General features: G+C 45.9%; 22 protein-coding genes. 19 read left to right on the forward strand and 3 right to left on the reverse strand.

Features of this window, described 5'->3' with window-relative positions:
* Nucleotides 1-353: 353 nt before the first annotated feature.
* On the forward strand, nucleotides 354-1,679 hold the full coding sequence (locus B1728_RS25220; protein ID WP_079913193.1) for an ABC transporter substrate-binding protein: 1,326 nt from the start codon (nucleotides 354-356) through the stop codon (nucleotides 1,677-1,679).
* Between the two features lie 437 nt (nucleotides 1,680-2,116).
* Here the strand turns inward: B1728_RS25220 and B1728_RS25225 are convergent, their stop codons facing one another.
* Nucleotides 2,117-2,983: a helix-turn-helix domain-containing protein gene (locus B1728_RS25225; protein ID WP_079913194.1), complete on the reverse strand. Its 867-nt coding sequence runs from the start codon at nucleotides 2,981-2,983 to the stop codon at nucleotides 2,117-2,119.
* 270 nt (nucleotides 2,984-3,253) lie between these two features.
* Here B1728_RS25225 and B1728_RS25230 point away from each other — a divergent pair, with 270 nt between their 5' ends.
* The 14 genes from B1728_RS25230 to B1728_RS25295 all read left to right on the forward strand — a co-directional run bounded on the left by B1728_RS25230 (nucleotide 3,254) and on the right by B1728_RS25295 (nucleotide 15,087).
* Nucleotides 3,254-4,246 (forward strand): aldose 1-epimerase, encoded by a 993-nt coding sequence (locus tag B1728_RS25230; RefSeq protein ID WP_079913195.1) that lies wholly within the window; start codon nucleotides 3,254-3,256, stop codon nucleotides 4,244-4,246.
* Nucleotides 4,247-4,354: 108 nt separating this feature from the next.
* Nucleotides 4,355-5,452 (forward strand): Gfo/Idh/MocA family protein, encoded by a 1,098-nt coding sequence (locus B1728_RS25235; protein ID WP_179136210.1) that lies wholly within the window; start codon nucleotides 4,355-4,357, stop codon nucleotides 5,450-5,452.
* A 21-nt stretch (nucleotides 5,453-5,473) separates the two neighbouring features.
* Nucleotides 5,474-6,376 carry a sugar phosphate isomerase/epimerase family protein gene (locus B1728_RS25240; RefSeq protein WP_079913197.1) on the forward strand — a complete coding sequence of 301 codons (903 nt, stop codon included), beginning with the start codon at nucleotides 5,474-5,476 and terminating at the stop codon, nucleotides 6,374-6,376.
* Nucleotides 6,377-6,464: 88 nt separating this feature from the next.
* Nucleotides 6,465-7,565, forward strand: a complete 1,101-nt coding sequence (locus tag B1728_RS25245) for a fatty acid desaturase family protein (protein ID WP_079913198.1) — start codon at nucleotides 6,465-6,467, stop codon at nucleotides 7,563-7,565.
* A 37-nt stretch (nucleotides 7,566-7,602) separates the two neighbouring features.
* Entirely contained in the window at nucleotides 7,603-7,920 is a 318-nt protein-coding gene (locus B1728_RS25250; RefSeq protein WP_079913199.1) for a MocE family 2Fe-2S type ferredoxin, read from the forward strand.
* A gap of 121 nt (nucleotides 7,921-8,041) precedes the next feature.
* Nucleotides 8,042-9,031: an aldo/keto reductase gene (locus B1728_RS25255; RefSeq protein ID WP_256865497.1), complete on the forward strand. Its 990-nt coding sequence runs from the start codon at nucleotides 8,042-8,044 to the stop codon at nucleotides 9,029-9,031.
* Nucleotides 9,009-9,893 carry a creatininase family protein gene (locus tag B1728_RS25260; RefSeq protein ID WP_079913200.1) on the forward strand — a complete coding sequence of 295 codons (885 nt, stop codon included), beginning with the start codon at nucleotides 9,009-9,011 and terminating at the stop codon, nucleotides 9,891-9,893. The genes B1728_RS25255 and B1728_RS25260 overlap by 23 nt, the downstream gene beginning before the upstream one ends.
* Nucleotides 9,894-10,138: 245 nt before the next feature.
* Nucleotides 10,139-10,471 (forward strand): winged helix-turn-helix transcriptional regulator, encoded by a 333-nt coding sequence (locus B1728_RS25265; protein ID WP_079913201.1) that lies wholly within the window; start codon nucleotides 10,139-10,141, stop codon nucleotides 10,469-10,471.
* Nucleotides 10,472-10,801: 330 nt separating this feature from the next.
* Complete coding sequence (locus B1728_RS25270; RefSeq protein ID WP_079913202.1) at nucleotides 10,802-11,530, forward strand: NAD(P)-dependent oxidoreductase; 729 nt, start codon at nucleotides 10,802-10,804, stop codon at nucleotides 11,528-11,530.
* A 14-nt stretch (nucleotides 11,531-11,544) separates the two neighbouring features.
* Nucleotides 11,545-12,003, forward strand: a complete 459-nt coding sequence (locus B1728_RS25275; RefSeq protein WP_079913203.1) for a DUF2269 family protein — start codon at nucleotides 11,545-11,547, stop codon at nucleotides 12,001-12,003.
* Between the two features lie 89 nt (nucleotides 12,004-12,092).
* Entirely contained in the window at nucleotides 12,093-12,491 is a 399-nt protein-coding gene (locus tag B1728_RS25280) for a DUF6843 domain-containing protein (protein ID WP_079913204.1), read from the forward strand.
* A 164-nt stretch (nucleotides 12,492-12,655) separates the two neighbouring features.
* On the forward strand, nucleotides 12,656-13,093 hold the full coding sequence (locus B1728_RS25285; protein WP_483310996.1) for a MarR family winged helix-turn-helix transcriptional regulator: 438 nt from the start codon (nucleotides 12,656-12,658) through the stop codon (nucleotides 13,091-13,093).
* A gap of 103 nt (nucleotides 13,094-13,196) precedes the next feature.
* Nucleotides 13,197-14,180, forward strand: coding sequence for an aldo/keto reductase (locus tag B1728_RS25290; RefSeq protein ID WP_256865498.1), 984 nt, complete (start codon nucleotides 13,197-13,199; stop codon nucleotides 14,178-14,180).
* 34 nt (nucleotides 14,181-14,214) lie between these two features.
* On the forward strand, nucleotides 14,215-15,087 hold the full coding sequence (locus B1728_RS25295; protein WP_079913207.1) for an SDR family oxidoreductase: 873 nt from the start codon (nucleotides 14,215-14,217) through the stop codon (nucleotides 15,085-15,087).
* 37 nt (nucleotides 15,088-15,124) lie between these two features.
* On the opposite strand, the gene B1728_RS25300 is transcribed toward B1728_RS25295, so the two are convergent.
* Nucleotides 15,125-15,763 carry a hypothetical protein gene (locus tag B1728_RS25300; RefSeq protein WP_079913208.1) on the reverse strand — a complete coding sequence of 213 codons (639 nt, stop codon included), beginning with the start codon at nucleotides 15,761-15,763 and terminating at the stop codon, nucleotides 15,125-15,127.
* 364 nt (nucleotides 15,764-16,127) lie between these two features.
* Between B1728_RS25300 and B1728_RS25305 the strand changes: the two genes are divergently transcribed.
* The 3 genes from B1728_RS25305 (at nucleotide 16,128) to B1728_RS25315 (ending at nucleotide 18,914) form a co-directional block, all read left to right on the forward strand.
* Nucleotides 16,128-17,114: an S-layer homology domain-containing protein gene (locus tag B1728_RS25305; protein WP_144028008.1), complete on the forward strand. Its 987-nt coding sequence runs from the start codon at nucleotides 16,128-16,130 to the stop codon at nucleotides 17,112-17,114.
* A gap of 281 nt (nucleotides 17,115-17,395) precedes the next feature.
* Nucleotides 17,396-17,899 carry an RNA polymerase sigma factor gene (locus B1728_RS25310; protein ID WP_079913209.1) on the forward strand — a complete coding sequence of 168 codons (504 nt, stop codon included), beginning with the start codon at nucleotides 17,396-17,398 and terminating at the stop codon, nucleotides 17,897-17,899.
* Entirely contained in the window at nucleotides 17,892-18,914 is a 1,023-nt protein-coding gene (locus B1728_RS25315; protein WP_079913210.1) for a hypothetical protein, read from the forward strand. The genes B1728_RS25310 and B1728_RS25315 overlap by 8 nt, the downstream gene beginning before the upstream one ends.
* 211 nt (nucleotides 18,915-19,125) lie before the next feature.
* On the opposite strand, the gene B1728_RS25320 is transcribed toward B1728_RS25315, so the two are convergent.
* Nucleotides 19,126-20,787, reverse strand: coding sequence for a S41 family peptidase (locus tag B1728_RS25320; RefSeq protein ID WP_179136199.1), 1,662 nt, complete (start codon nucleotides 20,785-20,787; stop codon nucleotides 19,126-19,128).
* A gap of 271 nt (nucleotides 20,788-21,058) precedes the next feature.
* Between B1728_RS25320 and B1728_RS25325 the strand changes: the two genes are divergently transcribed.
* Nucleotides 21,059-21,448, forward strand: coding sequence for a hypothetical protein (locus B1728_RS25325; protein ID WP_079913212.1), 390 nt, complete (start codon nucleotides 21,059-21,061; stop codon nucleotides 21,446-21,448).
* Nucleotides 21,449-21,480 lie beyond the last annotated feature (32 nt).

Raw genomic sequence — 21,480 nt, forward strand, 5'->3', positions numbered from 1 at the left:
TATTGAATTTCCTATTATTCCAAGTATAATAGTTGGTATAAATAAGTTGTAACCAACACTATTGTCTACCTGGCAACTGGAGACCGGCATCTTTGAGGGTTCATTCCTCAGCCAAGATGTTGTGTCTCTTTTTATTATCACAAAAAAATTTAAAAGATTCTGTGGTTATCGGATACGAGTATGATTAAAACCCGATAAACCGTCCATAAAGGAGCTGATAACTTTAATTGACGCTGACGAGGACTTCCTGCAACTACATATCATATCTACCGGATAACCGGGGCTAAAGGCAAATGCTGCGGCTCCGGTTTTTTCTGCCTAACGCTCCAAAACTCAAGGGAAGGTGACCAACCATGTTCAAATCCGTTGTTCTGCCTATAAGCGTTATATTGATAATTCTTCCTCTAAGTGCATGCTCACAAAAGCCGGATCCTGGCTCAGTTCATCCCAAGGATACAACGGCGGCCTCCACGGAGCCGGTCAAGCTGCTGCTGTATTCGAACGGAGCCACCTTCACTAACACGGAATTTCAAACTCTTATTGCAGACCCGGTGAAAAAGAAATACCCTAACATTACGATCGAACGGCTGGAGCCTCCGTCGACAGCCACGCCAGAGGAAATTTTTTCTTCAGGAACCGTTCCCGATCTCATCTTTTCAACCTCTACTTCATACTACAGGTTCATCAAAATGGGTGCTTTAGAAGATGTACGTGAGTTAATTAAAAAATATAATTTCGACGCGAGTAGGCTGAAGCTGTTCCTATACGATGCGGTGAAGCAAATCGCGGATAGCGGGGAAATCTACGGGATCCCGTTTAACTCCAATCAGCACATTTTGTACTACAACAAAGATATTTTTGATAAATTCGGCGTTCCTTATCCGCCGGATCAACAGCTGACTTGGGATCAGGCGCTCGATTTGGCACGTCAACTGACTCGGACCGAAGGAGGAGTTAATTATATAGGAATTGATGTTCAAGGTCCGCTGGGCTTTGCCCGGAGTTTAGCCTTGCCCGTGATTGATCCGAAGACTGGCAAGTCCCTCCTTAGCTCTCCAGATTGGGTACGCACCTTTACCTATTCCCAGAAAAACTTCGAGATCCCTGGCTTTATCGGGAAAAATAACACCTACAACTATGATAGGGATCAGTTCATGAAGGATCGGACCTTGGCCATGCGCCCTGCGTGGCTTGCCAATATGGTCGGGCCGATGGAGGAGCTGAGGCAGCAGGGGATTGAAGTGAACTGGGATATCGCCCCGATCCCGCAATTCAGCGATCATCTGGGGGAAACCAGAGAGGCACAGGTGCATTCATTATCGATATCCAGCCAAAGCAAGCACAAGGATGAAGCGTTCCAAGTGATAGCCCATATTTTGTCCGATGAAACTCAGCGCATTTTGGCTCGCAACGGCCGGGTTCCGGCAATCATCAACCCGGAACTGGAGAAGGAATATGGCGCTGATGTCCCCGTTCTCAAAGGGAAAAAGGTACAAAATGTGTTCGCCGGCAAACCGCTCAAAACCCATGCGACCAACGAGTATGAAAGTGACATTACAAAGTACGTATCGGATGCGTACAGGGATATGGTCTTGAACAACATTGATGTCAATACCGCCATACGTAAAGCTTCGGAGAACATTGATAAAGAAGTTGAGCGTTTGCGAAAGAATCAATAACCTGAACAGCGTTACTATTCCAAAGATGAGGTGTATAAAAACTATCTATATGGAGCTGGCCCAATCCGCCTAACTCAGCCTGCTCGATTTGCACAGCGTGCAAAGTAAAATGCTAATAGAGTGAATAACAAAGAGCATCTTGTCCTATGAAACCAGTAGCTGAGTTACATCCCTATGCTCTATGCAGAGCCCAAAAATTCTGGTAGATCAAGCAGCCGTCCTTTCATGCCTGACTGATTCCACCATCTATCTCAATGCCAAACGCAACCTCTATCCTTTATGGACGGAGGTTGCATTCTTTGTGTTACCCACTTTAATGGGAGCATATCACTATACCGTCGTCTTATGGAGCATGCCGTTCAGTCAGAAGCGTTCAAAGATACCAGGATAGGGAGGGAGCTATTAGGTCCGCCGCATAGCTAATTCTACTATTTTATTTATTTAATACTGGAGCTGAACTGCGTCAGGCTCATTCCGGTCTCGGCTTTGAACATCCTGCCGAATGTATGAACATCGGCGTAGCCTACCCGAATGGCGATTTCATTGACCGAGAGACTCGTGTTGGCCGCCAGCTCTTTGGCCCGCTGGATGCGAATCCACCTCAGATACTTCATGGGAGACAGATTATAGAACTGTTTGAATTTGCTCAGCAAATAATTGCGGCTTAATTCAGACACGGATTCCAGCTGCTCCAAGGTAATATTCTCCGCATAATGCTGCTCCAAATAACGCCTAGCCAACTCGACCCTTGCTCCCGAACGGGTTTGATTCAAGGCGAACGGCGCCGCAGAGGTCAGCAGCTGCAGCAGAATGCCGATCAAAATATGCTGGCACCTCAACTGATTGACCCAATGGGGGTCCTGATAATTATGGACAAGCTGGTGAAGCTGGTCTTCTAGCGGCAAGCCGCGAATCGATCCGAGATACGTCTCTTTCGGAAGCAAATCCGATAGCGGAAAGTTTTTGCTTTGTCCGAAATGAAACAAGATGCTAATGCACTTGTAAGGACTTCCGGCTTTCCCATGGATGGTGTGGGGATGATCGGGCCGGATCAGAAAGAGATCCCCTTGTTTTACCGGCATGGGCTTATCTCCGAGCATGAAATCTGCGCTTCCATCCTCTACGTACTCTAATAAATATTGCTTCAAGCGACGGTTTTTGTACAAGTCTTCTTCTCCATGCAAAAAATCGAAGCGGCTGGCCAACGTAATATAGGGAGGAAAGTAATAGTTAAACAGCCTGAGTATCGTCTCTTCAGGGCTTAGAGCGAAGTATTCCTGATCCTCATGCGGAGCACGTTCCATACCGATCACTCCTCACTGATGCGATAGATTCATTGTAATCAAAAAATAATGATTCTAGCAACTCGTTAAAGATAAGAAGCTGAATAGCCTACTCTCGGCTCTAATCCTTTAGGGCTAACTGGCTACTTGAAAGATATAACGAGGCGCTATCCAAATTTTTTTCAAAAAAGTGATTTCGGCAACTGAAATGTTGCTTTTAGCTAAATACAAGGGAGAGGACTTTTCCTATAATGATTTCTAGAAAGCGTTACCAACTGGGAGGGATTTGCTTTGACAAGTGATTCGGCATCGGTAGAACGGGTCGTCAAAGAAGGATTGGATATCGTTGTTCTCAGCGAACCGGCTACCGGCTCCACAGCAGAGATCATTACTGGCATCGGGAACAATCTTATTCGTTTTGAAAGCGGAGGCCATCCGGTCATCGAGCCGCCGGCCCGTCTGCAGATGCTGCAAACGGAGGCGTTTGCGCCATTCCAATACGGCATGCCTATCTTGTTTCCCCCCAATCGCGTACATAAGGGAAGGTTCAGCTATCGGGGAAGGGAATACGGATTGCCCATTAACGAGCCTCCGGATTTTCATCTGCATGGGGAACTGTGTAAAAGGGCGTGGGAGGTAGTGAAAATGGGGGTATCGGACGATGGCGGAGCGTATGTAACAAGCCGTTTTAGCTACGCTTCCCATCCGGACCTAATGGCTTATTTTCCTCACTCACTGACCTTTACGATGACGTTCCGGTTATTGAAGGGACGTCTATATTTGGAAGGCACCATTGTAAATGAGGGAGAGGAAGAGTCGCCTTTTGCATTCGGGCTTCACCCTTATTTTTCCCTGCCTTTCCATCGTGGAGGAGAAATCATTCTCCACGCTCCTGCCTTGGAGGAGTGGCCTGTAACTTCTCAGGCAATGGTTAAGGGCCTGCCTTCGCAGACCGAGTTCAGCCAAAGTCTTAACGAAGGCATCTCGATCGTGGAGTATCCCGAACTGGGCTGTTCGCTGATTACCCTTAAGGAAGGCGGGGCCGCCTGCCGAATCGACGTGCCTGATAACGCGTATTCCATCCTCTTTCGTCCCGGCCCGGAGTTCCCTTATCTGGTGCTGTTCCGACCGGACTGGTCCTCGGCTTATTCTCTGGAGCCTTATACGTATGTGACCGACGCGTTTAATTTGCCTTATGAATCGGAACGGACTGGAGCCAGAGGCCTCTTGCCGGGAGAAACATTCCGCTTTGAGACTTCCATGTGGACCGAGAAGCTGGGTTGACGGTTTCGTTTTGCAAGATGCTGCCGCAGTTGGCGAAGGAAGCGTGTTGAGCTGTTTTTTGCATGTCATTCGCTAATTTGACTATAAGGAGGAATCGGCTTGAATTCGATGGATTTGGATTTATCTATACGACCGCAGCTGCCCAATCGGAAAGATTTCAGAATCGGCTGTATCGGTTCCGGGTTTATTATGAGGGACTGTCACCTGGTTGCATATCGGGATGCGGGATTTACTCCAGCAGCCATAGCCTCAAGAACTTTTGAAAATGCCAAAGCGGTGGCTGACCTGCGGGGTATTGGGAAGGTGTACGAAAAGTGGGAAGAGCTAATAAGCGATCCCGAGATCGAGATTTTGGACATTGCCATCCCGCCGGATAAACAGCTTGAGGTGGTAAAAAAGGCCGTGAAGCAAAAGCACATCAGAGGCATTTTGTGCCAGAAGCCGTTGGCCATGAATTCACGTGAAGCTTCCGAAATCGTCCAGCTTTGTGAAGAGGCAGGCATCAAACTAGGGGTCAATTCGAATATGCGTTACGATCAATCGATCCGTGCCCTCAAGGCGCTGCTGGACCGGGGAGATCTTGGAATGCCCGTCTTGGCCACAATCGAAATGCGCGCGATTCCCCACTGGCAGGATTTTCTGCATCAGTACGAGAACGTCGAAATTTTGAACATGGGGATCCACCATATCGATACGTTCCGGTACTTATTCGGAAACCCGTTGAAAATCACGGCTGTCGCAAGACGAGACCCGCGAACGGCATTCCGGCATATTGACGGTATTTCCCAATATTCGTTCCAGTACGCTAACGAGCTGTTGGCGACAAGTCTTGATGATGTCTGGGCATGGCCGGGCGAAGGCACCGAGAAGGACATCTACATCAAGTGGAGAGTGGTTGGACTGGACGGTCTGGCACAAGGGACAATTGGATGGCCCTCCTATCCGGAGCGGGTACCCAGTACGATCGAATATACGACCAAAACATCGCCGAATGAGTGGCATCGTCCAACCTGGGATGAGGTATGGTTTCCGGATGCTTTTCAAGGGACGATGGCTCAATTGCTTCGGGCGGTAGAGACGGACAGCGAACCTGAGATTAGCGGCAGGGACAATCTGCTGACGATGGCTGCCGTGGATGGATGCTACCGATCGATTGCAGAAGGGCGCACGATTTTGTTTGAGGAAGTGGCTAGTCCATTCAAATAACGTTTTGGGAGGCGATGATTCATGATTTCAGTAGGTATTTTTAACGGATACTACCCGTATACATTGGCGGAAACGATTTCACGAATTCAGAAGGACGGCTTTTCCTGTGTTCAACTGGATCTATCCTTCAAAGATCTGGATGTAACCGCTCATAATTTGGATAGGAACAAGGCACAATTCATTCAGCATGCATTCCGCGATGCTAACCTGCCGATAGTGGCCATCTCGGGATATACCAATATTATTCATCCTAACCCGGATATTCGGGAACAGAACATCGCAGGGTTAAAGAATCTCCTGCGCTATGCCCGCGACCTGGGAACTCCGTATGTCATCAGCGAAACCGGTACATATAACCAAGAAAGCGATTGGGTCTGGGATTCGAAGAACGGAACAGAGGAAGCTTATGAAGAGATATGCAGACAGATTGAAGACCTGGCAAAATTCGCTTACGAGCATGGTTCGGTGTTCCTGGTTGAGAACTATGTGAATAATATCATTGGTTCGGTCGATCAACTGACCCGGCTGTTCTCCGATGTGAATCATCCGGGGCTCGGCTTGCTAATGGACCCAACCAACTATTTTACGGACACGAACATTCATCATGTGGATGAAGAGATTCACCGCATCTTCAATGCATTGGGTGACAGAATCAAGATTGCCCACGCCAAGGACTGTAAGCCGGCGGAGGATACAGGGGAAAAGCACGCCAATATCGACGCTGCCGAATCCCATACATTCCGAGGAGCGGGGGCTGTCGAGCTTCCGGCGCCGGGACTGGGCATACTGAACTACGATCTGTACTTGGCCCGGTTGGCGAAGCTGCACCCGAATATTCCGATCATTATTGAGCACCTCGACGAGGCCGACATTCCCCGTGCCAAGCGGTTTCTGGACGGCAAGCTGAAGCGACTGGGCGTCTAAACCAACCCTTGAACGTTTGATTGGTGGATAAGCGTGCAAAGAAGCGCGCTTATCCGTTACCAATTGACCGATAGAAAGGAGCTTTGAGATGGAAGTACAGATCAAGAGAAGGGATTACAGTATTACAGGACCGGAGGGCAAACGTGCGGAGGAACGGGGACTGGTAGCAGCCGAATGGTACACAAGCCCGATTCCCCGGCAGAAAATGAAGGAATTGATGAAGAGAAAGGATGGTCCTGCGATACGGGATACGATAATATGGTTCGGCGGACTTGTTCTCTTAGGTTATCTGGCCTTTCTTTCCTGGGGGACCTGGTGGGCGGTACCGGCCTTTCTGGCGTATGGAATTCTCTACGCTACGCCAGGCGATTCCAGATGGCATGAATGCGGACACGGTACGGCATTCAAAACGCCTTGGATGAACGAGGTTCTATATCAGATCGCTTCCTTTATGGTGCTTCGCTCGGCTACTCCGTGGCGTTGGAGCCATGCACGGCATCATACGGATACGATTATCGTAGGACGCGACCCGGAAATCATTACGGAGAGACCGCCCATTTGGAAGCAGCTTCTGCTGGAGGTTTTCCATTTATACGGTGGTCCCATAGAAATCAAGCGGTTCCTTCTGCATACTTTCGGCAAATTGGAGGCTCAAGAGAAGGAATATATCCCTGAATCCCAGTATAAGAAAACGTTCTGGGAAGCACGTGTGTACATGTTGATCATACTGGGGGTTATTGGAGCTTGTCTCTACGCCGGAAGCCTGCTGCCGGCCATGTTTGTATTCCTACCCTCGTTCTATGGTGGTATCGTCGTCATTACCTTCGGCATCACCCAGCATCTCGGCTTATACGAAGACGTCCTGGATCATCGGCTGAATACCCGTACGATCTATATGAATCCGGTGTTTCGGTTCTTGTACTGGAACATGAATTATCATACGGAACACCATATGTTCCCGATGGTTCCCTATCATGCGCTCCCGAAGCTGCACGAGGAGATGAAGGCGGACTGCCCGGCTGCGCGAACCAGTCTTTGGGCGGCTCTGGTAGAGGTCATTACAGCGCTGCGCAAGCAGAAGCAGGATCCGGCTTATGTGGTTGTCAAACCGCTGCCAAGCACGGCACGCCCCTATATGTATGGGATCCCCAACGAATTGGATCTCGAATTACAATTATCGAGGTCTTAGCGTTAAAGAGCGTCGTAAACAAAGGAGTGAAGCCGGCATGAAGGTAACAGAATGGCTGGAAGTCTGCCATATGGAGGATATTGAACTGGAAGATGTCATAAGATTTGACCATGACGACCGCACTTTTGCCGTGTATCGTACCGATAAAGGTGAATATTTTGCAACCGACGGATACTGCACCCATGAGAAAATTCATCTTTCGAACGGGCTCGTTATGGGGAGTGTTATTGAATGCCCGAAGCACAACGGCCGTTTCGATATAAAGACCGGTGCAGCCAAACGAGCGCCCGTGTGTGTCGATCTTAAGACGTATCCGGTAAAGATAGAGAATGACAAAGTATTTATTCAGCTTTAAAAAGTGTTGTGAAAAACCAGAATCAGGAAATCTGGGGACAACAGCGGTTGGAAGCTGCTTTCGCATGCGCAGTTATCGTTTTTCACCACCCATTTAAAGATCAGGAGGTCTAGGGAGCCATATGATACAAAAGAATCCATTCGGGAAGCTGGAAACATCCGTTTCCCGCTTAGGCTTTGGAGCTATGGGTCTGGGCGGCGTGTTTGGGCAATATGGAGAAAAAGAACTGATCCGGTCCGTCTTGAACTGTCTGGAGCAAGGCGTCAACTTTATTGATACGGCCCGTAATTACGGGGAATCGGAAAGAATTCTCGGGCTAGCTCTGAGAGAATGGACCGGTGAGAAGCCGTTCATCGCTTCCAAAATCCAGTCCCGAGGCCCCGGCAATCTAGGGTGGGGCCAGCCGATTCCTATAGAGACAGCCTACCCCAAGGGCTGGCTTAGAGAAAGCACAGAAATTTCGCTCAAGCTGCTTGGTGTAGAGACGATTGATTTAATGCAGCTTCACCAATATTGGCCCCAATGGGATCGCGTTGATTATTGGATGGAGGAGCTGCTCCAGCTAAAGCAGGAGGGGAAGATCCGCGGAATCGGAATTTCGCTTCCCGATCAGCGCCATGACCTTGCCTTATCACTCGTACAGAGCGGAAAGATTGATTCGGTGCAGACGGTATTTCATCTATTCGATCCTCTTCCTCTGGATTGCCTGATTCCATTTTGCGTTGAGAACCATGTTGCCGTCATCGCACGCTGTATTCTGGACGAAGGGGGATTGACGGGTTTTCTACGGGAAGACACTCCATTCGAAGAAGGGGATTTCCGCAAATCATACTTCGATTATTTGCCCCGTTCTATCTATATAGAGCGAGTGAACCGCTTGAAGGAGGCTTTCGTCCTCCAATATGCCGATAGCTTAGCCGAGCTGGCCATCCGGTTTGTTCTCCAACATCCGGGAGTGACGACGGCAATCAGCTCGATGCATGTGATGAAGTATGCCGATGAAAACATTGCAGCCGCCGGTAAACCGCCTTTGCCAGAGGACGTATTTGAAGATATTCGCCGTCATTATAGATGGGTGAGGAATTTCTATGAAACCAAATATTGGGCCTAAAGTGTTATGGTCCGAGCTGCTGCCGTATGAATTCAGAGCCAGGTTGGCGGAGTGCCCGGCTGTTTATCTGCCGCTTGGGATTTGTGAGCCGCATGGGCAGGTTAGTGCCTTTGGACTCGATTTATTTAAAGCGGAATGGCTCTGTATCGAAGCGGCTCGTCGTACAGGAGGGATCGTAGCACCCTCTATGGGCTATCACATTCATGAAACCGGATACCACGCCAGATGGCTGGAGGAGGAAGTAGGGGAAACCGATCCTCTCCTAACCGGCATTCCTCCCGCGGTGATGATTCATTTATTTCTATACCAGCTTAGGTCCTTCGTCAACGCGGGATTCCGAACCATTGTCGTCGTTTCAGGACATAGCGGAGGCAATCAAGCGGATTTGCGCCAAGCAGCTGCTGTCTTTATGGAGCATGTTCCGGTTACCGTATGGGTCCAAAGCGATCCTGAGCTTGTGGATGGACTGTACACAGGGGATCATGCGGGAAAGTACGAGCTTTCCCAGCAAATGTACCTTCGTCCTGATCTGGTGGATATGGAGGCGAGGGCATGGGAGAATGTGCCGGGCTCCGGAGGGAAGATGGCGCTCGGTGACGATGCGGATGAAGCAACGGCTGAGCTGGGACAAAGCATTATGAATGCTTGTCTGGACCGTCTTTGTGCCGCAGTTTGTTCATTAAACAGGGCTAGAGACACCAAGACCATTCCGCCGCTAACGTACGCAAGCATCGAAGAAATATGGCGCCGAGTATTATCCGGCTCTAAGTCCTGGGTTACGGCTCTGCCGTGGCCGGATCAAAAACCGGTATCCTCCCATTCGCGGTGGAAAACGTACGAGTATTACAGGTTGGACAGTTAGTTTTGATTACTAGATGGTTGTGCTCTGCGGCCGTGGCCGAAATTCGTTTGTGCCACCGATGGCTATCGGTTGAACTTGTCCGATGCCAACAAACTATTGGAGCCGCTGGGCGTAACCCGTTTGCAAAATTTTACGGAATGTTGGGGGAAATATTCCTAATTGACTTGATAGCAGCGCTATCGTAAAATTTTGTTATGTTAATTTCAGGTAATGCACTTAACTGAAAGTAAGGGGATGATTTATCCATGATTCATCAGCGTGAATGTCCAATTGAGACACTCATTCATGTTTTAAGCGGCAAATGGAAGCCATTGATTTTATGGCATTTGATTGAATCCAAAAAGAGATTCAACGATCTGGAAAAGCTTATACCTGATGTTTCACAAAAAATGCTTTCGCAACATCTCCGAGATTTGGAACGAGAGGGCATCGTCGATAGAACGGTCTACCCTACTGTCCCTCCAAAAGTAGAATATTCTCTTAGCGAATACGGCAGAACTTTGATTCCTGTAGCAGAAGTTATGTGCGCTTGGGGAGAAAATCACAATAAGCGGAAATATGAAGAGCCAGCGTCATAAAGCTGCTTCAATGAACTTGTGCACTGATTCAATCAAACTTAAAGCAATAACTGCCATGGGATTCCGGGCAGTTTTTTGTTTACCTGCAGCTGGACTCCTGATACGAACTAATTTTCGGGTTGGTGATAATAAAACCCCTTATCATGTGGAATTGCCGCCAATCTGTCGTTAAAATCTTCCCGTCCTCCGCGTGTAACTAGGGTATCCCTTTTTACCATGCTTACTTTTAAGTAAGTACCCTACTAAAAAGTGGGTTCTTAACATCATTCTGAAGCGATGATAAGCTTGAGCTAACCAAATATTGGGGTCCATTCAGAGGAGGAAAGAATAATGAAAATTATTGTTTTTGGAGCGACGGGGAACACAGGGAAAAGAGTGTTGGCACAAGGGATACAAATGGGCCATGAAATGACCGCATTTGTGCGAAATTCTGAGAAACTTTACGATCAACTAGGTGAGCATTCCATTAAGCATGTGAAGGTGATCGTGGACGATATGATGGACCCGGTGAGAGTCGGTGAGGCGCTCGCGCATCAAGGCGCCGCTATTATTGCAGCTGGCCATGCGGGCCAGGGTGAAGAGTTTGTTCGTCTCGTTGATAACATTATAAGCCAATGTGAAGCTCAATCTAGTTTCTCTGGGCGGGTATGGATCATGGGAGGAGCCGGACTGCTGGATATTCCCTATACGGATCTAATTGGCAACAATTTACCCGGTTTCCCACCTGAGTTTAGAAATCACAACCGGAATTTCGAAAGGCTGCAGCAGACAGGGCTCGATTGGTCCATTATGTGTCCGGGAACAATGATGGATTCGCGAGAGTATCCAGCTCCGGTTCATCTGCATGTAACAACGGAAACCTTGCCTATTCCAATTCCGGAGACGATCAAGGAATATTCCGAGGCAGATATAGCCGGTCACTTGTTCAGCCGACTTCAAGAGATGAATGTAACTTATGACGACGTCGCAAAATGTATGTTGGACCATCTTGAGCTCGAAGGAGCATTTAAAAGAAAAAGGATCGGTCTAGCCTATCAAAGCAATACTACGGCGCGCTAAGGAGAAGGGGGATAATGGGTTTGTTTGGATTCCTGCTCGTTTTGCATATAGTGGCTTCAATCGCCATAATGGGCCCTGCTTTCGTGATGCCCTTCATTCGAAGATCCGCTAAAACCGCAAATCAGCTGCACTTTACTTTTGGGATAACGACCAAGCTTGCCATAATGCCTAAAATTGGCGGAACCGTACTTATAGTAACCGGGGTTTGGCTTATGATCATAACCAAGATGGGGTTAGCCCAAATATGGCTGAATGTATCCATTCTTTTATCGCTGCTTCTGATCGTCATGATCGACGGATGGATCGAGCCGCGTATGAAAAAGATCATAAAGCTCATATCTGAAAGTCAAAACCAGGGTAATGAAATACCCGCCGAGTTCGGCCAGTTAATAAAAAAGATCGTACCAATCGAGACGGCAGCACAGCTGCTCATGATTGCCATATTGGTGCTTATGGTCATTAAGCCATTTTAATGAAGCTGATGGGAGCTTCCTAACCACATTTTGATCGCTAACGAATCCGTAAACATCAGTAAAAGGACTTACATGGGAGGAGGGAATCAATGAAAAAATATGTAGTTGCAGCCCTAACATTCTTCGTTATAGGTATAGTCTTTCTAATTGCTACAACAAATAAGAATCCGCTCCATGTTTACCAAGTACCCGAAAATTTTACTGGACAAGTAGAAGTTACTTTTGAACAATCGGATAGCCCACCACTTCAAAAAGAAAGAAATGCTTACATTTATACCATACCTCAATCAGGTAAGTTGAAAACATCGTCTACATTGAAAAGTGGACCTGTAGAGGTGTACTATATTGACAATCAGGGTACGCGAAAAAAAGTAAGCCATGAACAACTTCACAATGTAGCGTCTACGCATAGCAGCGACAGAGGTACGACTTCTACATTTTTTATCGGCTCTAAAGAACAGTACGAGAATTATTTGAAACAACAATGATATTATGTATCAGCTTGGATGCAAACACCATTGTCTGGAATGTTATCGATAGATCAACAGCACAATGGTACATCTGACACTTCAATTGACAAATCAATAAAAACCATATATAGTGTAGACATCTACACGAATTTAAGGAGAAATTTATGCCAAGCGTTTTCGACATGTACCCCTATAGCCTATACATTAAGCTTATCGCGCAACGGGTCCGGGAAATTATCGACCAGCTTCTGAAGGAGCATGGCTTGAACAGCTCACAAGCGATTCTTCTCTCACATATTTATCAATCCATAGAGGAGCATAAAGAGATCAATCGAAAGTATCTTGAAAAAACAATGGCTTTAAGCGGTCCGTCTGTGACAAATTTATTGAACGGTCTAGAAAAATCCGGATTTATCACGCGCAGCAGCAACCCTGACGACGGACGCAACCTCCGTATCGATATAACGGCCAAAGCCAAACAATTTCTTAGCGAGAGGAGTGATGCCTTCTCGAAATCTGAAGAATTGATCACTCAAGGGATGTCTGATGCCGAAAAAGCCATGTTTGCTTCTTTGCTGACCCGTGCTTTTGAAAATGTCGAAAAACAGCCGCCGAAATAATGAATTTGCCATGTGAAGTAATGAATTTGCCATGTATTATTATATTTTTTTAAACAATTAGGTAGACGACTACATATTATATTTTAAAGTTTAGGAGATGGTCATGATGAAAGATCAACAAAACGGACTGGAGCTATCCAGAATCGGACTCGGCTGCGGCCATATGTCAAATGTCAATGAAGCTGTCAAAAGTGCTGGCATTTCCGCCATTCATGCCGCTTTTGGGAGTGGAATCAATCATCTCAACACAGGGGATTTTTACGGTGCAGGCCGAAGCGAGATGGTCATAGCCGAAGCGTTGAAGGGGTACAAAAGGGATGACTATTTTATATCGCTGAAGTTTGGGGCATTAAATACGATCGACGGTTCCTTGTACGGGCTGGATGTCTCTCCTCATCATGTTACGAACTATCTCGCCTATTCGCTCAAACGACTCAATCTTGATTATATTGATCTTTATCAGCCCGCGAGAATCGATCTGGGTATCCCTGTTGAAGAAACGATCGGTGCCATTTCTGAATTGGTTAAGGCCGGCTATGTCAGGCAGATCGGAGTCAGCCAGGTTGACGCAGAGACGCTGAGAAGAGCGCATGCCACGCATCCGATCAGCTGGGTCGAAGTCGAATATTCACTTTTTAACCGAAGCATCGAGAAAGATATTTTGCCGACTGCGAGGGAATTAGGCATCGGCGTTGTTGCTTTTGGGGCGCTAGCTCATGGTCTTCTTGCCGGTCATTGGACAGACGAACGAATCCAAAAGAGCAAAGGCGGCTACATTCCGTTATTTTTTGAAGAGAATATAGAGAAAAACGTTTCTTTGGCCAAAAAGCTGGGTGGGATCGCCGCAAAAAAACAAATGACGTTATCCCAACTAGCGTTTGCATGGATATTATCCAAAGGCGAAGACATCATACCGCTCATTGGTACCGTATCGAAGGCTCATCTTCAAGAAGCTTTGCAGTCACTTGATATTCATTTGACTGAAGATGATATCAGGGAAATCGAAGATGCGATACCAGAACAGGAGATCGCCGGCGCTTCTTTCCCCAATATGCAATTTAGAAACGGGAAGACTGTTCGCGTATAAGCATTATCATACAAATGAAAGGATGTTGTTTGCCATGATTATCGTTACCGGAGCCAACGGGAAATTAGGGCGGGCCGTGGTAGAACAGTTGCTTAAGCGTGTACCTGCCGAGCAGATCGGTGTCAGCGTCCGCGATCCGTATCAAGCACATGAGCTTCGGGAACGTGGAGTTCGTGTCCGTCGGGGCGACTTCAACGATGCCGAGAGTTTGCACCATGCCTTTGAAGGGGCATCGCAGGTTCTCATCGTTTCGTCCGGCATCATGAGCGAGGCTGATATCCCGCATGGTATTCAGCAGCATCAAACCGCGATTAACACGGCAAAGAAGGCAGGGGTCAGTCGAGTGCTATACACAAGTCATATGGGCTCTTCCCCGACATCTCACTTCGCCCCCATGATTCATCATGCGGCTACCGAAAAACTGCTGGAAGCTTCAGGTATAGCCTTCACATCGCTCCGTAATGGCTACTACACTGCATCGGCACTAATGATGATTGGCGGAGCAATAAAAACAGGGGAATTGATTGCTCCTGAGGACGGTCCAGTTGCCTGGACAGCCCACTCCGACTTGGCCGAGGCTGCGGCGGCGATCATAAGCGAGCAGAAACTGGATGGCATGACCCCCAATCTTACGGGATCCGAGGCCATTGACATGGAAGGGATTGCGACAATCGTTTCCGAGGTCTTGGGGCGAACCATCCGCCGGATCGTTGTGTCGGACGAAGAATTTCGGGACCGCATGATGTCACGAGGCGTGACGGAAACGAGTATAAATATGCGGATGGGTATGTTTCTGGCGAGTCGTCAGGGAGACTTTGCACAAGCCGATCCTGCTCTAGCTAATTTGATCGGCCGTCCTCCGAAAAGTTTTAGAGAGGTCCTGAAAGAGTCGATTTCTCATTTATAAGGTTTGATTGAGTACATGCAGTGACTATAGAAAAATTTCAAATAACAACACCCAGTTTCGAAAGAACCTGATCCATTTCATCAAAATGTTCTTTGTCGCTTGAAGCATAAATCAAATTAAAACTATCGTCATTTCTCATTACCGTTATGATACTGTCATCGTAATTCCCATAAAATTCGATACCGATCCAATGCCGAAAGGAGAAACCTTTGTTTTTAAAATTCTCACGAATAAAATCCAAGTCCGTTTGTTCTATGGAATAGAACGATTCACAGCCGTATTCAAGAGCGAATACAGTTTGCAAAAAGGCCATCGCATGAAAAAAATCGGTCAATGCTTCAAATTCCTTATGCCATACCTTTTCATCGTAACTCATATAGACAGGGGGATTAGTCCTTGATAGATCGTTCTTATGGATTCCCCAAACACAGACACGCTGGTTTTCGCAATAAAAAATTAAGTATTCGCTATGTTTGAAATAGTCGAATTGCTCGGGCTTAATCAAACTATCTTGCGTATGATTCAGTCGCTCGTCTTTACCGAGTTCCAAATAATAATCTATAAACACCTGAGGCAATTCACCAAAAATAGTTTTAATGATTTGTATCTCGTCATGACTAAACCCGTTTCGTTCTGTAATATGAAACAGGTTTTTAATCATTTTAAAATCTGTCATCTGCAACACACCTTATTTCATTTTTTTTGATCCTTATTCCGAAATGCTATCATACTACCTTATATAAAAACAAACGGAACAGCTGACCAAAGGGGCATGCATTCAAAGGAAGGTTAACAAAGCCATTTCTCAAGGCTGCGGCCCAAAGGTACCGCTTTTTCACATTGTGAGCTTGCCTGCAGTAAAAGCAACAGTAACTTTTTTCTTGCTTAATTTCGATTTGCTCCTGTACTTAGATGGGTTGGAGAGGCCCCCAAAGGAGAAAGAAAAAATCACACATTTCATTCCTGTTTGGATGTAACAAAACACCTCAGAATAGCGTTTATATTGTAGAGATAAAGTTACCTCCAAAGGAGTGGAACATGTGAAAAAGTACAAGGTCATGCTTGCAACCGCGTTAATAGCTTCCACTATAACCAGCTTTACCAGTCAATCGTCATATGCTCAGGATATCGCATTTCACGATATAACGACAACGTTCTGGGGTTATTCAAACATCGAATGGGCTCTAAATAATCACATCATCGAGGGGTATCCAGACGGGACATTTAAACCCGACCAGCATGTTGGGGAAGCTGAATTTTTGGCGATGCTAATCAGAGCTTACCAGCCAGCGGAGTTTATTCCGGACCCTAATGCCTCTGATTGGAGTATCCCATATTTTACCTTTTCATCCAAGATGGGCTGGGAGGTTACCAATCCAACATCAGAGGAAACCCCTGTTCCTCTGTCAAGAGGTAAAGCTGCACAGTATCTGGCCAATGCCTCAGGTGAAAAATTAACGATCGACCAATCTATCGAATACTTACTTGGAATCGGCATAATCGAAGGAAAAACAGCAAAGACGGTTGAAGGATATCAGGGTGGCGATAGGGTAACAAGGGCGGAGGCCGTAGCTCTTATTCAGCGTTTCAAGTCTAAACGAGATCGTTTGTTGCCGGCAGGAAAAAAGGAAGAAGCAGGAAAGGAAACGGAACGAGATCAATTAATCATGAAACAGGTTCACGAAATTAAAGAGAAGCTTAAAGTAGGATTATCACAAGAAGAAGTGCAAAAATTATTTAAAGAAGAACATGAAATAGCACATGATAACGGTGATTTAGAAAATGGAAGCGATTCGTATTGGAAATATAGCTTTTTTAAGGAACCAGGTTATTTGCGTAAAGATATACCAGATCACGTTATTGACGAAGAAGGACTTAAGAACAAGAAACTGGGGGCCTATTTATTTATCGGATGGAAAAACAAAACATTACACATGTATTCCGTTTCCTACGTTAATCCAAATGATAATAAAATTTATTTGCTTGTTATGAGCCCTGACGGAAAAATGACAGATGAACCTTTGTAGCATCTAAGTATTGATTCACAAGTTTTGTTGACGTTTCTAGGAAGCTACTGTATTTTCATATATTGTACACACATATGTGGACATCCGTTTCACGGGAACGGAAATGTCCTCTTTTTTTTGTGTAAATAAAGGTGATGGAAGCGGGAAACTTGTGAGACATCAACTTCCTTGAACGCTAAATGTGACTAAGCATGCCTATTCACGATACTTTATTATAAAAAAAACAATGATAATGGGATATTTTCGAGTCACCAATCGTGTTGTATGTAGGAGGCGAAAAAATGAATAACAATTCTTTATTGCGTACGGATAAAGAATTAGCCGAACTATATCAACGGCATGCAGATCTAGTTTACAGACTGTGCTATATATATTTGAAAAATCCCGTTGATGCAGAAGACGCTGTTCAGTCTGTATTTCTAAAACTGATCAAATCTCAACCGGTTTTCAACGACCACGAGCATGAAAAAGCTTGGTTGATTGCAACCACCCAAAACTACTGTAAAGACATTCTTAAACATTGGTGGAAAACCCGTCGTGTGGCTTTAGACGCTTTACCGGAAGTTTCTTCTTGGAATGGAGAGGATCCGCCGAGGAAGGTTCTTTCAAAGATGCTTTCGCTTCCCGAAAAATACAAAACCGTTTTATATCTTTACTATTTCGAGGAGTACTCGGTAAAAGAAATATCAGCTATGTTAGGGCAAAAAGAAAGCACGATCCAAACACAACTATCTCGAGGCCGCAAACGACTTAAAATTGACTTGGGAGGGACTTACCTTGAGTAACATACATATTAATCGGATTTTTGAAGCTCTTACGCCAAAACCCGAACAAAAAGAAAAGATGTTTGAAAACATTTTAGTGCAAAGCCAGAATGAAAATACAAGTTACAGAGGATTTACTCCCGTGAAACGTTTAAGATCTGCAATACTGGCTGCCGTGCTGATGGTTTGTTTGACTACAACAGCTATTGCAGCGGCATATATGGGATTAGATGAAGCTTTATTAAAATTTCTTAATCCAGTAAATAAGGAGCAGGCGCAATATTTGTCAAATGGCGCTTATATGGTTGACAAACAAGTGGCAAATGAGAACGGATCGCTTACTATTAAGCAAGTTATCGGCGACAGCAATCTGACCTATCTCTTAATGGACTTCACTGCTCCAGAAGGCACTGTTCTAAATGCAGCGCGATACCGTTTTGAGGAACCTATGATTAATACAAATCAGAGTTTTAGTACAGGATTTAAGGTGCTAGATGACGGGAACCCAAATGATAATAAAATTCGCTTGGTCATGAGTATCATGACCAAAAATTCAATCGCGGGCCAAACCCTGCATTTCGAATTCAAAAACGTACAAGCAGCGGAACCATTTCCTGGGATTTTTGAAACGGTCATACCGGGTTCTTGGGAAACCACATTTAAGTTGGATTTCAAGGAGTACTCTACCCTTTATCAGATCAATCAAGACATGGACATGTCTGGTTATCCAGCAGTATTAAAAACGATCTCCGTCTCGCCAATTTCGATTTCTTTAAAGATTGAAAGCAGTTCGTTGAAAGAGATTAACGAAGCCGCCGGCCGATTAAAGGAAATTGGCAAAAATGAATATTTGGATAATTACCCTATCACGATAAAGTATAAAGATGGTACCTCAGAAACGACTAGCATTTTTACCGGAATGCATTTGCTGGATTATCTAAATGACCAAATGCTTACGATCAAAACTTTTGAAAATGTTATCAATGATAAGGAAATCGCATCTATCGTATTTTTTGATAAAGAAATTCAGCTATGAAACAGAATCTACAAGAAAAGGGAATACTATGAATGGCCCTTGCACGACCGATGTAAAGGAGCGGGGGAAGGGGAACGGCTGATTTCCAATGCCTGGGGCAATTTAATTACTATTATTTTTAATTAATTGCAGCAGGTAAAGGTTCAGAGTTTATTCCCCATTCCACTAAAGACTCGGAACCTTTTTTAGGCAGAAATGGGCAATAATCACATTAGTTGGCCAACCAACGGAGCCCTTCGTTCAACAAGACGTCTTGCCCGTCAATGTAGACTTGTTTAAACGTTTCCCTTGTCAGGGGAACTCGGATGTCGGGGGCCACGCCGCCTTGCCCAGTATAGTTGCTGTCGACTTGAATTTGTTTGTCTTTATTCAGCGACCGTCCATCCGGAAAGTTGGCTGAATATCCTTCCGGCATGTTGATCGTAATGCGGCTCGACACTATTCCGAACGAGCCGTTCGTACCAGTAAACCCGATCAATTTGACGTTAGGCATCCCTTTCATCACAAGAGGGAGTCCTTCGCCGGAGCTAACCGTCCGACTGTTGATCAAAACCGCTATTTTCCCGGTAAACACATTGCTGGCAGGCTTGATCATGCGCGTTTCGTTGCGGTTGATCTCGAATTTCTTCATATAACGGTTATAATAGCTCGTGTATTCGTACAGTTTCTTTTCCGGGACGAAATATCCCGCTATTATGGCGACGAGATCATCCTCGCCGCCTTTATTGTCGCGAAGATCGAGAATCAGTCCTTTGGCTTGCTCCTTCTGAAACAGCTTCAGCAGATCCTCCAGCGGTTTCTCCGGTTTTCCGATTGGGTCAGACGGGAAGGCGGTGATTTTGACATAGCCATAGCCGTTATCCAGCAGCTTGCCGGTAATCGGCTCGCTGTCAGACGCGCTTGATCTGAGCGATTTGAATTGATCGTCGAAAGCGGTCAGGGTGGCCGTTTTCGCTTCTTTCTCGCCCCAATTTTTGAACCCGACTTCTATTGTTTTTCCGACTGGCCCTCGAGTCATAAACAGCTCTTGATTATTAATTTTGCCTTGCTCCGTTGCCGTAGAGGTCATGGTGCAACCGAGGTCATGCAAAGCGTCTTTGCCGTTCTTCCGATCCCAATTCACAATTTCCGCCCCGACTTTGATCCCGTTCTGGGCAGCCGTACTGTCCGAAACAACGGAACGGACGAACACCGAGCCGTCGTCCAGGCGAATGATGCCGATCCCGAAGCTGCCTCCGACTTCTTTTTTCATGTCCTCTTCATTGTTAAGAGTAACGTGTCCGTCATGAATGGAACAAACATATTCTTTCAGTGTCTTCACGTACAAGGCTCTGTCTTTGTTGCTGTCGGCTTGCTGGAAGATCGGCTCGTATTTTTGCCTGAGAGCGTTCCAATCGATCTTCTTCCATTCCCCGAACGGGTATTCGGCCGACAAACGCTCGTTCATTTTGACAAAAGCCGAAGCGTAGCTCATATTGCCTAAATGGCTTGCCGGGTTGTACCTGAGTTCCCCTGCCACCGTAAGCCCGAGGCCGATCGGCGCCGCCGCGCATACACATAGGATGACCCGAAGCGCCCGGTACTTCGGAACCCTTATCGTGTGTGTCGGTTTAAACACTTTCTTCACCGTGCATAAGAAGACGATCACGGCCGGCAAATAGATCAGGTTCGACAAAGTAAAAAAATCAAGGTCTCCGCTGATAATGCTGGCCGCAACGAGCAGCATTCCGACGCTAGGCATAAAATCGAGCCATCTGTAATGGACTCGAATCGGCACGGCGTACCAGATTAAAACGCCGATCGTGATGATGGAAATTAGCAGGTCATAAACGGTGAACCACTTGACGGAATCAATCATCCCCCATAAGCTCATATGTAAAGCCCTCCAATCGAAGTTGACTCCCGGGATGGGGCGGATGTAATGCACAGATTTCATCATAGCAGAGGAACATGAACAAAACGGAAAGATAAGCTAAGTTTTACCTGAACTTTATCTGAATTTTACCTGAATTTTACCTTTCCGAACCGATAGGGGGATTGGAATCGGGTGACTGTTGATTGGAATTATTGGGGCAGAGGCTGCTAAAAGGAACGATAAAAAGATAGTTTTTATGAGAAGTAATAATAAATAGGTTGGTGATGAGATGATTGCTATAGAAGATTTTACTCGTTATGGAAATTGCTTTTTTACATTTATTTATATCGTTGGTAATATACAATATCGTTCAGGTGTCATGTTTAAAACAGCTTGTTCGGATGAAGATTTTAAAAAAACCTTCCCTATGACTCAAAATACCCTGCTCTGGTTAGAACAAAATATAGAGAGTATCAATATGTTGGTGGAAAACAATCTACCACCTCAGGCAGATCTTGCAGTATTTAAGGAACAGCAAGTAGTGTCATTTTCTCTTATTATTAATGAAAATCATGACCCACCAGAAATACATCTTGCATATGGCGGCGATGGCGTGTATCTCACCGCAACGATAATAGATAAGCAATTAGATTTCGTGGGATTGAATGAGTATTCATAGATTCCATAGGGTAAAGTAACTCCGAGCAGTTA

Origin of the sequence: Paenibacillus sp. 32352, assembly GCF_002042965.1 — a bacterium.
Taxonomy (GTDB): Bacteria; Bacillota; Bacilli; order Paenibacillales; family NBRC-103111; genus Paenibacillus_S; species Paenibacillus_S vulneris.

Coding starts and splice junctions, on each gene's coding strand:
- B1728_RS25220 (WP_079913193.1), top strand. CDS start 354: ATGTTCAAATCCGTTGTTCTGCCTATAAGCGTTATATTGATAATTCTT.
- B1728_RS25225 (WP_079913194.1), bottom strand. CDS start 2,983: ATGGAACGTGCTCCGCATGAGGATCAGGAATACTTCGCTCTAAGCCCT.
- B1728_RS25235 (WP_179136210.1), top strand. CDS start 4,355: ATGGATTTGGATTTATCTATACGACCGCAGCTGCCCAATCGGAAAGAT.
- B1728_RS25240 (WP_079913197.1), top strand. CDS start 5,474: ATGATTTCAGTAGGTATTTTTAACGGATACTACCCGTATACATTGGCG.
- B1728_RS25245 (WP_079913198.1), top strand. CDS start 6,465: ATGGAAGTACAGATCAAGAGAAGGGATTACAGTATTACAGGACCGGAG.
- B1728_RS25250 (WP_079913199.1), top strand. CDS start 7,603: ATGAAGGTAACAGAATGGCTGGAAGTCTGCCATATGGAGGATATTGAA.
- B1728_RS25255 (WP_256865497.1), top strand. CDS start 8,042: ATGATACAAAAGAATCCATTCGGGAAGCTGGAAACATCCGTTTCCCGC.
- B1728_RS25260 (WP_079913200.1), top strand. CDS start 9,009: ATGAAACCAAATATTGGGCCTAAAGTGTTATGGTCCGAGCTGCTGCCG.
- B1728_RS25265 (WP_079913201.1), top strand. CDS start 10,139: ATGATTCATCAGCGTGAATGTCCAATTGAGACACTCATTCATGTTTTA.
- B1728_RS25270 (WP_079913202.1), top strand. CDS start 10,802: ATGAAAATTATTGTTTTTGGAGCGACGGGGAACACAGGGAAAAGAGTG.
- B1728_RS25275 (WP_079913203.1), top strand. CDS start 11,545: ATGGGTTTGTTTGGATTCCTGCTCGTTTTGCATATAGTGGCTTCAATC.
- B1728_RS25280 (WP_079913204.1), top strand. CDS start 12,093: ATGAAAAAATATGTAGTTGCAGCCCTAACATTCTTCGTTATAGGTATA.
- B1728_RS25285 (WP_483310996.1), top strand. CDS start 12,656: ATGTACCCCTATAGCCTATACATTAAGCTTATCGCGCAACGGGTCCGG.
- B1728_RS25290 (WP_256865498.1), top strand. CDS start 13,197: ATGATGAAAGATCAACAAAACGGACTGGAGCTATCCAGAATCGGACTC.
- B1728_RS25295 (WP_079913207.1), top strand. CDS start 14,215: ATGATTATCGTTACCGGAGCCAACGGGAAATTAGGGCGGGCCGTGGTA.
- B1728_RS25300 (WP_079913208.1), bottom strand. CDS start 15,763: ATGACAGATTTTAAAATGATTAAAAACCTGTTTCATATTACAGAACGA.
- B1728_RS25310 (WP_079913209.1), top strand. CDS start 17,396: ATGAATAACAATTCTTTATTGCGTACGGATAAAGAATTAGCCGAACTA.
- B1728_RS25320 (WP_179136199.1), bottom strand. CDS start 20,787: ATGAGCTTATGGGGGATGATTGATTCCGTCAAGTGGTTCACCGTTTAT.
- B1728_RS25325 (WP_079913212.1), top strand. CDS start 21,059: ATGATTGCTATAGAAGATTTTACTCGTTATGGAAATTGCTTTTTTACA.